Origin of the sequence: Pseudomonas sp. B21-056 (assembly GCF_026016325.1) — a bacterium.
Classification (GTDB): Bacteria; Pseudomonadota; Gammaproteobacteria; order Pseudomonadales; family Pseudomonadaceae; genus Aquipseudomonas.
Genome location: NZ_CP087203.1, coordinates 6067302 through 6079107 on the forward strand (window position 1 = coordinate 6067302; position 11806 = coordinate 6079107).

The 11806-nt window shown below is 64.2% G+C and carries 11 protein-coding genes; 7 read left to right on the forward strand and 4 right to left on the reverse strand.

From position 1 onward, the window contains the following. Positions 1 to 7: 7 nt before the first annotated feature. A complete protein-coding gene (locus tag LOY67_RS26615) occupies positions 8 to 1399 on the forward strand; it encodes an L-cystine transporter (protein WP_265065118.1) in 1392 nt (463 codons plus the stop codon). A gap of 99 nt (positions 1400 to 1498) precedes the next feature. On the opposite strand, the gene LOY67_RS26620 is transcribed toward LOY67_RS26615, so the two are convergent. After that, positions 1499 to 2011, reverse strand: a complete 513-nt coding sequence (locus LOY67_RS26620) for a dihydrofolate reductase (protein WP_265065119.1) — start codon at positions 2009 to 2011, stop codon at positions 1499 to 1501. A gap of 96 nt (positions 2012 to 2107) precedes the next feature. On the opposite strand from LOY67_RS26620, the gene LOY67_RS26625 reads away from it, so the two are divergent. Together LOY67_RS26625 and LOY67_RS26630 are read left to right on the forward strand one after the other, a co-directional pair. After that, positions 2108 to 3475 carry a DUF2868 domain-containing protein gene (locus tag LOY67_RS26625; protein ID WP_413776233.1) on the forward strand — a complete coding sequence of 456 codons (1368 nt, stop codon included), beginning with the start codon at positions 2108 to 2110 and terminating at the stop codon, positions 3473 to 3475. Then, positions 3468 to 4841 carry a GTPase/DUF3482 domain-containing protein gene (locus LOY67_RS26630; RefSeq protein WP_265065121.1) on the forward strand — a complete coding sequence of 458 codons (1374 nt, stop codon included), beginning with the start codon at positions 3468 to 3470 and terminating at the stop codon, positions 4839 to 4841. The genes LOY67_RS26625 and LOY67_RS26630 overlap by 8 nt, the downstream gene beginning before the upstream one ends. A gap of 166 nt (positions 4842 to 5007) precedes the next feature. On the opposite strand, the gene LOY67_RS26635 is transcribed toward LOY67_RS26630, so the two are convergent. Together LOY67_RS26635 and LOY67_RS26640 are read right to left on the reverse strand one after the other, a co-directional pair. Beyond that, positions 5008 to 5499, reverse strand: coding sequence for a DUF523 domain-containing protein (locus LOY67_RS26635; protein ID WP_265065122.1), 492 nt, complete (start codon positions 5497 to 5499; stop codon positions 5008 to 5010). A gap of 2 nt (positions 5500 to 5501) precedes the next feature. Next, positions 5502 to 6134, reverse strand: a complete 633-nt coding sequence (locus LOY67_RS26640) for a 2OG-Fe(II) oxygenase (RefSeq protein WP_265065123.1) — start codon at positions 6132 to 6134, stop codon at positions 5502 to 5504. A 140-nt stretch (positions 6135 to 6274) separates the two neighbouring features. On the opposite strand from LOY67_RS26640, the gene LOY67_RS26645 reads away from it, so the two are divergent. Beyond that, positions 6275 to 7018 carry a DUF2059 domain-containing protein gene (locus tag LOY67_RS26645; RefSeq protein WP_265065124.1) on the forward strand — a complete coding sequence of 248 codons (744 nt, stop codon included), beginning with the start codon at positions 6275 to 6277 and terminating at the stop codon, positions 7016 to 7018. 129 nt (positions 7019 to 7147) lie between these two features. Here LOY67_RS26645 and LOY67_RS26650 read toward each other — a convergent pair whose 3' ends face one another. After that, the gene (locus LOY67_RS26650) at positions 7148 to 8095 is read right to left on the reverse strand and encodes an alpha/beta hydrolase (RefSeq protein ID WP_265065125.1); all 948 of its coding nucleotides are present in this window, start codon (positions 8093 to 8095) and stop codon (positions 7148 to 7150) included. Between the two features lie 108 nt (positions 8096 to 8203). Here LOY67_RS26650 and LOY67_RS26655 point away from each other — a divergent pair, with 108 nt between their 5' ends. The 3 genes from LOY67_RS26655 (at position 8204) to LOY67_RS26665 (ending at position 11648) form a co-directional block, all read left to right on the forward strand. Beyond that, positions 8204 to 8788, forward strand: a complete 585-nt coding sequence (locus LOY67_RS26655) for a DUF6436 domain-containing protein (RefSeq protein WP_265065126.1) — start codon at positions 8204 to 8206, stop codon at positions 8786 to 8788. A 9-nt stretch (positions 8789 to 8797) separates the two neighbouring features. Beyond that, complete coding sequence (locus LOY67_RS26660; RefSeq protein WP_265065127.1) at positions 8798 to 11206, forward strand: penicillin acylase family protein; 2409 nt, start codon at positions 8798 to 8800, stop codon at positions 11204 to 11206. 100 nt (positions 11207 to 11306) lie between these two features. Beyond that, on the forward strand, positions 11307 to 11648 hold the full coding sequence (locus LOY67_RS26665) for a carboxymuconolactone decarboxylase family protein (protein ID WP_024780471.1): 342 nt from the start codon (positions 11307 to 11309) through the stop codon (positions 11646 to 11648). The last annotated feature ends 158 nt before the right edge of the window (positions 11649 to 11806 follow it).

Here is an 11806-nt window from a genome sequence, read left to right on the forward strand (position 1 = left end):
TCTTTTGATGAATCTGCCGCTGATCCTCAATCTGCTGGTGTTCTTCGCCTTGCTGTTCGGTCTGGCGCAAACCCGTCACCGCAACTGGAGCCTGGCGAAAAAAGTGCTGCTGGCGCTGATGCTGGGTGTGGGCTTCGGGATAGCCCTGCACACGATCCATGGCGCCGGCAGCCCGGTGCTCAAAGCCTCCATCGGCTGGTTCGACCTGGTGGGCAACGGTTACGTGCAGTTGCTGCAAATGATCGTGATCCCGCTGGTCTTCGCCTCGATTCTCAGCGCCGTGGCCCGTCTGCATAACGCCTCGTCCCTGGGCAAGATCAGTTTCCTGACCATCGGCACGCTGCTGTTCACCACTGCCATCGCGGCCCTGATCGGTATTGGCCTGACCAACCTGTTCGGCCTCACTGCCGAAGGCCTGGTGGCCGGCACCCAGGAACTGGCGCGCCTGCAAGTGATCCAGAGCGATTACGCCGGCAAGGTCGCCGACCTGAACATCCCGCAACTGCTGCTCTCGTTCATTCCGCAGAACCCCTTTGCCGACCTGGCCCGGGCCAAGCCGACCTCGATCATCAGCGTGGTGATTTTCGCGGCCTTCCTGGGTGTCGCGGCGCTGCAACTGCTCAAGGATGACGCCGAGAAAGGTCAGAAAGTGATCAACGCCATCGACACCCTGCAAAGCTGGGTCACCCGTCTGGTGCGCCTGGTGATGAAGCTGACCCCGTATGGTGTGCTGGCGTTGATGACCAAGGTGGTAGCCGGCTCCAACCTGCAGGACATCATCAAGCTGGGCAGTTTCGTGGTGGTGTCGTACCTGGGGCTGGGCCTGATGTTCGTGGTCCACGGCCTGCTGGTTTCCGCCGCCGGGATCAACCCATTGCGCTTCTTCCGCAAGATCTGGCCAGTGCTGACCTTTGCCTTCACCAGCCGCTCCAGCGCCGCAACCATTCCCCTGAGCATCGAAGCCCAGACCCGTCGCCTTGGTATTCCGCGCTCCATTGCCAGCTTCAGTGCCTCGTTCGGCGCGACCATCGGCCAGAACGGTTGTGCCGGCCTCTACCCCGCCATGCTGGCCGTGATGGTTGCGCCGACGGTGGGCATCAACCCGCTGGATCCGGTGTGGATCGCAACATTGGTTGCCATCGTGACCTTGAGCTCGGCCGGTGTGGCCGGCGTCGGTGGTGGCGCGACGTTCGCCGCGTTGATCGTGCTGCCGGCCATGGGCTTGCCGGTTTCGCTGGTGGCGCTGCTGATTTCCGTCGAGCCGCTGATCGACATGGGCCGCACGGCGTTGAACGTCAGCGGTTCGATCACCGCCGGGGCGGTGACCAGCCAGGTGATGCAGCAGACCGACAGGGCCTTGCTGGATGCCGAGGAGCATGGAGAGTTGGTGCACGCTTGACGGCGGCGCCTGGTAGATCGCTTCGCGAGCAGGCTCGCTCCCACATGGATCTGCGACTAACAAAGATCCCTTGTGGGAGCGAGCCTGCTCGCGATGCTTTTAAAGCTTTTCCCACACCTCAAAACTGTAAGCCGGCTTATCCCCCTCCGCCGGGTTTGGCTGGTTCGACACCAGTTCCCACCTGCTCGAATCAAACTCCGGAAACCACGCATCGCCATCCGGGCTCAGCGCCACACGGGTCAGGTACAAGCGATCCGCCTGATCCAGTGCCTGGGCATACAACTGGGCACCGCCGATCAACATCAGCTCATCGACACCCTGCGCCAACGCCCACGCCTCGGCCCGTTCCACCGCGGCCTCCAGCGAGGAAAACACTTCCGCGCCTTCGAGCACCAGGCCCGGCTGGCGGCTGACCACGATGTTCAGGCGCCCCGGCAGCGGCCGGCCGAGGGAATCCCAGGTCTTGCGACCCATGATGATCGGCTTGCCCAGGGTGGTGGCCTTGAAGTACTTGAAATCCCCCGGCAAGTGCCAGGGCATGCTGTTGTCGACGCCGATCACACGGTTTTCACCGAGGGCTGCGATCAGGCTTAAGGGGAGAGTTTTTTTCATGGCGCCGAGGATAGCAGAGGCTCAACGTACCCCGACAGGCGCCACAGCGGTTATCCTCAACCCTCATTTGCAACGGAAGCGCCCGTGACTGCTCCCCTGACTGAACTGCAGACCCTCTGGCTGACCGAGACGGTACGCCTGCGTGAAGAACACGCAGGCCCCCTCCAAGACCAGGAAGCCAATCGCCTGGCCCGTGCGGCGGGCGGCGATCTATCGACTCGCATCCAGCATCGTGCCTACCGGCTGGCCGAGCGCGACGGTCTTATCGAAGCCCTGCGCCACTGGCTGCAAGGGGCACGCCTGGCGCTGATCGTACTGGCTGTGTTCGCCATCGTCAGCGGCGCGGGCCTGGGGTTTGCCGCACTGGGTGACGGCCAGCCCCCCGTCAACGTGTTCTGGGCCCTGGGCAGTCTGTTGGGGCTGAACCTGATCCTGCTCATCGGTTGGGCGCTGGGACTGTTATTCGCCGGGGAACAAGGCGCGACACTGGGACGCCTGTGGCTGTGGCTCAGCGAAAAACTTGCTCGCGATGCCAAGGCCGCCCAACTGGCGCCGGCCCTGCTGCTGTTGCTGCAACGACACAAGCTCAATCGCTGGGCCCTCGGCATGCTGGTCAACGCTGTGTGGCTGTTGGCGATGCTCAGCGCGCTGGTCATCGTATTGCTGCTGATGGCGACCCGACGCTATGGCTTTGTCTGGGAAACCACCCTTCTCGGTGGCGAAACCTTTGTCACCCTGACCCGCGCCCTTGGCGCGCTGCCGGCGTTGTTGGGTTTCAGTGTCCCGACCGTCGAGATGATCCGTGCCAGCGGCGACGGCGCCCTGAACATCGAAAGCGCTCGCCAGGCCTGGGCCACGTGGCTGGTGGGCGTGGTACTGGTGTACGGCGTGCTGCCGCGCCTGGGCCTGGCTCTGCTGTGCCTGTGGCGTTGGCGGCGTGGCCGCGCGACCCTGCGCCTGGACTTGAACCTGCCGGGCTACGCGCAACTGCGCGAACGCCTGATGCCCAGCAGTGAGCGGCTGGGGGTCAACGACGCCGCGCCCGGGCAGTTGCATCAGATCGAGCGTTCTGTCGCGACGATGGACAGCGCGGGTGCGCTGCTGGTGGCGATCGAACTGGACGATCGCCCCTGGCCGCCGAAGCTACCGGACTCGGTGAAGAACGCCGGCATCCTCGACAGCCGCGAATCACGCCACAAACTGCTCGAGCAACTGTCGCGCTTTCCGCCGGAGCGCCTGGCGATTGCCTGCGACCCGCGGCGCTCACCGGACCGCGGCAGCCTGGCGTTGATCGCCGAACTGGCCCGCAGTGCCAGTGCTACCCGCGTCTGGCTGTTGCAGGCGCCCCCCGGCGAGGCCCTGGACGCCGAACGCCTGGGCGACTGGCACAACGCATTGCAACAGTTGCAGTTGCCCTTCGCCGACTGTGCGCCCTTGAACTGGCTGGAGACCGGCCATGACTGAGCCCATGAAGCCGCTGAAACTGGCCGTGGTCGGCCACACCAACGTCGGCAAGACTTCACTGCTGCGCACCCTGACCCGGGACGTCGGCTTTGGCGAAGTGTCCCATCGCCCGAGCACCACCCGACACGTCGAGGGGGCGCGCTTGTCGGTGGACGGCGAGGCGCTGCTGGAGCTGTACGACACGCCGGGCCTGGAGGACGCCATCGCGCTGCTCGATTACCTCGAACGCCTGGAACGTCCGGGTGAACGCCTGGACGGCCCGGCGCGCCTGGCCCGCTTCCTGGAGGGCAGCGAGGCGCGACAACGCTTCGAGCAGGAAGCCAAAGTGCTGCGGCAACTGCTTGCCAGCGATGCCGGGCTCTACGTGATTGATGCCCGGGAGCCGGTGCTGGCCAAGTACCGCGATGAACTGGAGGTCCTCGCCAGTTGCGGCAAACCGCTGCTACCGGTGCTGAATTTCGTCAGCAGTGCCCAGCACCGCGAAGCCGATTGGCGTGAAGCCCTGGCCCGCTTGGGGCTGCACGCCCTGGTGCGTTTCGACAGCGTCGCGCCGCCCGAGGATGGTGAGCGGCGCCTGTATGAAAGCCTTGCACTGTTGCTGGAAAACGCTCGTGGCCAACTGGAACGGTTGATCGCCGATCAACAGGCCCAGCGCCTGGCTCGCCAGCAGAGCGCAGCGCGCTTGATCGCCGAGTTGCTGATCGACTGCGCCGCCTGCCGACGCAGCGTGACCAGCGACGCCGAACTGGAGCGCCAGGCCATCAGCGAACTGCGCAACGCAGTACGCCAGCGGGAACAGCGCTGCGTCGAGGCCTTGCTCAAGCTCTATGCCTTCCGTCCACAGGACGCCGCGGCCAGTGATCTACCGCTGCTCGATGGACGCTGGGGCGATGACCTGTTCAATCCTGAAACCCTCAAGCAACTGGGCGTCCGGGTCGGCGGCGGCATCGCAGCCGGCGCGGCGGCCGGAGCCGGCGTGGATTTGCTGGTGGGCGGCCTGACCCTCGGCGCCGCGGCCCTGGCCGGCGCGATTGCCGGCGGCGCCCTGCAAACCGCCCGCAGCTATGGCAACCGGTTGATGGGCAAACTCAAGGGCCAGCGGGAACTGACGGTGGACGACAGCGTGCTGCGCCTGCTGGCCCTGCGCCAACGGCAGCTGCTGCAAGCCCTCAACCAGCGCGGCCATGCGGCGCTGGACAGCATCAGGATCGACACGCCCCAGGACAAGGGCTGGCGCGAGGGCAAACTGCCAGAAGCGTTGAACAAGGCCCGGGCGTATCCGCAGTGGTCCTCGCTCAATGCCCACCCGAGATTGAGCCAGGCCGAGCGGCAGGAGCAGATCGAGCAGTTGGCCGCACAGTTATAGGCGACACGATCCTGTGGCGAGGGGATTTATCCCCGTTGGGGGTGCGCAGCACCCCTAAAACCTGACACCGCGGTGTGTCAGGTAGACCGCGTCAATCCTTTTGGGGGCGCTGCGCACCCCAACGGGGATAAATCCCCTCGCCACAAAAGCGGTTGTGTCAGGCAGATCAACAGTTGATCAAAGCCTTGAGCGCCGCCGCAGCCTCAACCAACTCCAACTCACTGAATACCCGCACCCCATGGCGCTTGAGCAACGCCGCCGTCACGCCTTCGCCCTGGACCTTCACGCCGCCGAACGTCCCATCATAAGTCAGCAGATTGCCGCAGGACGGGCTGTTGGCCTTGAGCACGGCGATTCGGATGCCATGTTCACGCACCAGTTCCAGGGCCTGGTACGCGCCCGACAGGAACTGCGCACTCACGTCCTCGCCCTCGGTGGTCATCACTGCCGCCTGGCCATCGAGCACCTGTGCGCCCTGCCCACCGGGAATTTCCGCCGCCGCCCGAGGCGTGGGCAAGCCGCCGGCAACTTCCGGGCACAGCGGCACGACGCGGCCTTCGCCGACCCACTGCTGGAGTTGCTCGAACGGTCCGCTCGTCCCCGCGTCGTAACGCACGCGATGTCCAAGCAGGCAACGACTGACCAGGATCTTTTCCATGCTCAAAACAACTCGTTGCCACGGCGCCGGAACCAGCCGGTCAAGGACAGGCGATCCCGCGTGGCCGGCAGGACCTCATGGGGGATATTCCCCGACAGGAACACCACCAGGCAGCCGCCAGTGGGCACCACGTCATGTTCCACGCCGTCGTCCAGGTACATGCGCAACTGCCCGCCATGCTCCGGCAACCAGGCGTCATTGAGGTAGAGCACCGTCGACACCATGCGCCGGTCGTCATCGCGAAAGCGGTCGACATGCTTGAGGTAGAACGCGCCGGGCGGGTACAGGGCGAAGTGGCTTTCGAAATCCTCCAGGCCCAGGAAGAGCCCACGGTTCAGCGCCTCGCGCAGGCTGTCCATCAGCCCCAGGTAACGGTCGCAGGCTTCGGCCTGGCCGGGTTCGATCCATTGGATGCGATCACCCCGTATGCCTTCGCGGATCTCCGAAGACACGCCGCGCCCGACTGCGGCCGGGGCCAGTTCGCCTTCGGCGGCACGCTGGCGACACTCGGCCGCCAGGGCACGGGTCAGCGTATCCGGCAGGAAGATGTTCTGCTGCGACCAGCCGCGCTCGGCCAGGTCGTCGACGATACGTAACAGCAACGGGTGATCAGAAGGTATTTGCATGGCGCGCATAGTATTCCTGTGCCTGCAAAACCGACAGCGCCACGCAGCGGGTTGGCCGCGCCAAGTGGCACCGCCGTACGAACTTGATACGAATTCTCGACAAGTTCCCACACCCCACGGAGAATAGTCGGCTGCTGACAGGAGTCCCTATGCGCCGTTTGCTTTTCTCACTGTTGATGTTCTGCGTTTTGCCCGCCTGGGCAGACAGCTATGACCAGTTATACAAGGTCGCCGGCTGGCCGGAACAGCGCGCGCATTTCAACGATGCCTTGAGCTCCGCGCAGCAGCGTTACCAGAACAGCCTGCCACCGGCGGTGTTCCAGGCACTGGTGAACAACAGCAACCAGCGCTTCGCCCCCCAGGCCATGGACCAGCGGGCCGAGGCGCAGATGCGCCGCAATCTTCGTGATCCAAGCCCGGCCCTGGCGTTTTTCCAGTCGCCCCTGGGCCGCAAGGTCGTGGCCGCCGAGCTGTTGGCGACCCGTCGCGACCAATTGGCAAAGAACGCCAAGGGCCTGCCCAAGATGCCGGCCAGCGACAACCGCCTGCTGATCATCGGCCACCTGGCCCAGGCCCTGCCCGCCCGCGAGGCCGGCGCCGAAGTGAGCCTGGCCATCGCCGGCGTGGCGGCCGACAGCCTGAGTTCGATGATCCCCGGCCTGCTCGGCGGCGGCCAGGCCCAGGGCATGCTGAACGGCCAGCGCCAGCGGCTAATGGATCAGATCGGCGCTGACCTGAACAACACACTGCTGTACGTCTACCGTGACCTCACGGATGCCGAGCTGGAGGAGTTCTCCACCTTTGCCGAATCGGCCGAGGGCCGGGCCTATTACCAGGCGGCCCTGGCGGCGATCCGGGCGGGGTTGGCGGTGGGGCAGAGTCTCGGACAATAGAAACTTCAGCGTCTGAGATGCCGCCATCGCGAGCAGGCTCGCTCCCACATTGGACCTTCGGCGTTCGCGAAATCCAGGCTCACTCAACACCCTGTGGGAGCGAGCCTGCTCGCGATAGGGCCCTTGAAGTCACCGCCGGATCCGGCTCATCCGCTTGGTCAGAAACCCGAACATCTCCTCCCGCATCGCCAGCACTTCATTCGCCAGGTGATGGCGGCCCTCGGGCAGCATCAACACCTGGGGCCGGTCGAATTTGCCCTGCAACACTTGCAGGTTATGTTGCCAATCCACCGTCATGTCCGCCTGGCCCTGCACGATCAAGGGCCGGCGCGGGCTGTTCGGGGCGGCTTCGATACGCTTGATCCAACGCCCCAACGCGCCCACCCAGGCGGTAGGCAGGCGTAGCGGTTGCAGCGGGTCGGCTTGCAGGAACGGCAGGAACTGCGGGTCGGTGGAGTTTTCGCTGAAGCGCCGGGCGATACCGGTCACGAAAGGCTTGAGCAGGTAATAACTCAACCGTGACCAGCCCCAGGCCCGAGGGCGCACCAAGGGGGACAACAGGATGACCTGGCCCTGGGCCGGGCTGTTTGCCCCCTGGTTGAGCACATGATCGACCACGATTGCGCCACCGGTGCTTTGCCCGCAGAGATGCCAGGGCTGCGGCAGGTCCAGCTTCCCGGCCTCGGCCAACAGGCCCTGCAACGTGGCCTGATACTCGGCGAAATCGCCGATGCTGGCGCGCTCGCCGCTGGACAGTCCGTGGCCCGGCAGGTCGCAGGCAATCACCGCGAACTGCTGCTCGAGCCCCCATTCGATCAAGTGCCGGTAAAGCCCCATGTGGTCGTAATATCCATGGAACACGAATAACGTCGCCACGGCTTTTTCCGGCCACCAGACCTGGCCGACCACCTCATACCCGTCGATCTCGAAACGCCCAAGCCCCTTGCGCAAGGTCCGCTGGGGAAAATCCAACCCATAGAAGTGTTGGTAGGCCTGCGCCTGCGCCGATAGCGGTTGCCACTGGGCCAAGGGTTGCAGGCTGGCGCGCAGGTCATCGGGGTCGAAAGTGGCAGGCATCAATATTCCCAGGCAGATGCGCAAAAGCGCGAAACAGACTTTGTAGACCTGCGATATTCATCTGTCGCGACAGGCATGGCAAGCTACGCGGCTTCAGAGGATGAATCCATGCGCCCGTCCCACCGCCCTACTCTGCTTGCCAGTCTGCTTGCCCTTGGGTGCGCCGTCGTGTTGTGGGTCGCCTACGACTGGTTCCAGGGACGTTTCCTGCGAGCATTCAGCCAACACACGGCAGTGTTTTCCGGCGACCCTTTGCGCCTGCCGCCCGAGCTGGCCGGGCCGGGCCCGATCCGGCTGGTGCACTTCTGGGACCCTGCCTGTCCGTGCAACGTCGGCAATCAGCAGCACCTGTCCGAACTGGTCGATAAGTACGCTGCGCAAGGTGTCGAGTTTTATTCGGTACAGAAAAGCGGCACTCAAGGCCATCTACCGACCACGCTGAGCAGCCTCAAGCCACTTTCGGCGCTGCCCGGTTCGGAGCAGATTCCCGCCAGCCCCGCCGTGGCGATCTGGAATCGAACTGGCAAACTGGCTTACTTCGGTCCCTACAGCGAAGGCTTGACCTGTAATTCGAACAACAGCTTCATCGAGCCGATCCTCGAGGCCTTGAACGTTGGTCGCGCAGTCAATGCGACCCACACACTGGCGGTGGGCTGTTATTGTCCATGGAGCAAGGACGCACCATCCGAATAAGGGAGCACCATGAAACGCAGCCTCATTGCCTTTCTGTCATTGGTCGTCACCGCCCTCATCGTCACCGGCGGTTACCTCTACAGCAAGCAGCCCACCCGCCAGGGCACGGTGCAGTTGCAGGGGCTGCAAGGCTCGGTGACCGTGCGCTACGACGAACGCGGCGTGCCGCATATCCGTGCCGAGAACGAAACCGACCTGTACCGTGCGCTTGGTTACGTCCATGCCCAGGACCGGTTGTTCCAGATGGAGGTCATGCGCCGCCTCGCCCGTGGTGAGCTGGCCGAGGTGCTGGGGCCGAAACTGCTCGACACCGATAAGCTGATGCGCAGCCTGCGTATCCGCGAGCGCGCCGCCCGTTATGTGGCGGAACAGGACCCGCAGTCCCCGGCCTGGATCGCGATGCAGGCTTATCTCGACGGCATCAACCGCTACCAGGACAGCCACGCCCGGCCGCTGGAGTTCGATGTCCTGGGGATTCCCAAGCGCCCGTTCACCGTTGAAGACACGGTGAGCATTACCGGCTACATGGCCTACAGTTTCGCCGCCGCCTTTCGTACCGAACCGCTGCTGACCTATGTGCGCGATCAACTGGGCGCTGACTACCTGAATATTTTCGACCTCGACTGGCAACCCAAGGGCGTGCTGGGCGAGCACCGCAAATCCGCCCTGCCACTGGCCGACGCCGACTGGAAAGGCCTCGATGCCTTGGCCCGCTTGAGCGAACAGGCCCTGGTCGGAAGCGGCCTGCCGCAATTCGAAGGCAGCAATGCCTGGGCCGTTGCCGGCAGCCATACCCGCAGCGGCAAACCTTTGTTGGCGGGTGACCCGCACATCCGCTTCTCCACACCCTCGGTGTGGTATGAGGCACACCTTTCGGCGCCGGGCTTCGAACTCTACGGGCACTACCAGGCATTGTTGCCGTTTGCGACCCTGGGCATGAACAAGGATTTCGGCTGGAGCGTCACCATGTTCCAGAACGACGACCTGGACCTGATTGCCGAGAAGATCAACCCGGACAACCCCGAACAGGTCTGGTATCGCGACCAGTGGGTGGACATGACCCGTAGCGAACAACAGATCGCGGTGAAAGGCCAGGCCCCGGTGACGCTGGTGCTGCGCCAGTCGCCCCACGGCCCGATCGTCAATGATCTGCTCGGGGCCAATGCCGGCAACACGCCGATCGCCATGTGGTGGGGGTTCCTGGAAAGCCGCAATCCGATCCTCGAGGCCTTCTACCAGCTCAACCGTGCCGACACACTGGTCAAGGCGCGCGGAGCGTCAGCCAAGATCCATGCGCCGGGGCTGAATGTGGTCTGGGCCAATGCCAAGGGCGATATCGGCTGGTGGGCCGCCGCCCAACTGCCCAAGCGGCCGGCGGGAGTGAAACCCGGCTTCCTGCTCGATGGCAGCAGCCCGGAGGCGGAAAAGGAGGGCTTCTACCCCTTCAGCAACAATCCCCAGGAAGAGAACCCGGCCCGTGGCTATATCGTTTCGGCGAATTTCCAGCCGGTTTCCCCCAGCGGCATCGAGGTCCCGGGCTACTACAACCTCGCCGACCGCGGGCAGCAACTCAATCTGCAGCTCAGCGACAAACAGACGAAGTGGGACATCGAAGCCACCCGCCAGCTGCAACTGGGCACCACCACCGGCTATGGGCCGCGCTTGCTGGCGCCCTTGCTGCCGGTGTTGAGGGAAGTGGTCAGCGATCCGCAGGAACGCAAGTGGGTGGAACAACTGGCGCAATGGCCGGGCGATTACCCGCTGGATTCCATCAGCGCCACGCTGTTCAACCAGTTCCTGTTCAACCTGGCTGATGCCGCCCTGCACGATGAACTGGGAGACGGTTTTTTTGAAACCGCATTGTCGACCCGCGTGATCGACGCCGCGCTGCCGCGCCTGGCCGCCTCGGCGGACTCGCCATGGTGGGACGATCGCACGACCCTGGGCAAGGAGGCCCGTGCCGACATCGTGAAGGCGGCCTGGAGCAAAAGCCTGGCGCACCTGAAGGCCACCTTCGGTGACGACGCCACGCAATGGCAATGGGGCAACGCCCATACCCTCACCCACGGACATCCATTGGGCATGCAGAAGCCGTTGGACCGGATCTTCAACGTCGGCCCGTTCGCCGCGCCCGGTACCCATGAAGTGCCCAACAACCTCTCGGCCAGGATCGGCCCGGCGCCCTGGCCGGTCACCTACGGCCCGTCCACGCGACGCATCATCGATTTCGCCGACCCGACCCACAGCCTCACCATCAACCCCGTCGGCCAGAGCGGCGTACCGTTCGACAAGTATTACGCCGATCAGGCCGAAGCCTACATCGAGGGCCTGTATCACCAGGCGCACCTGGCCGAGGAAGAAGTGACCGCCAACACCCATGACACCCTGAAGCTGTTGCCGGCCAGGACAGCGCCCTGAGTCGGGCGAGGTAGGTTTTTTCCGTCACCGGCAGGCTTGATCGTCATTGTTGGTCAAGACTACAGGGGGTTCCCCGTCCACCCTCAATGGAGTCAATGCGATGTTCAACAACTGGTCCGAACTGCTGCCCACCATCAAGAGCGCCTTCGGTGCCCTGGGCAAGAGCAACCCGAAAATGGTCAAGGCCTACATGGCCCTGGATGAAGCCGCGGCCGAGAACAATGTGCTCGATGCCAAGACCCGGGAGCTGATCTCCATCGCTGTGGCGATCACCACCCGCTGCGACGGTTGCATCGGCGTGCACACCGACGCCGCCATCAAGGCCGGCGCCACCCGCGAAGAAATCGCCGCGACCCTGGCCACGGCTGTTTCATTGAATGCTGGCGCGGCGTACATCTACTCGCTGCGGGCATTGGAGGCGCATGACACGCTGAAGAAATGAGGGATGGCGTGGCATATTCTTCGACTGTCCCACCGCTATCGCGAGCAGGCTCGCTCCCACAGGGTTGTCTGTCGCTCATGGTCTATTGACCTGCCACAAATCCTCTGTAGGAGCGAGCCTGCTCGCGATAGCGGTTTCAGGTTCAACCAAAAAACCTG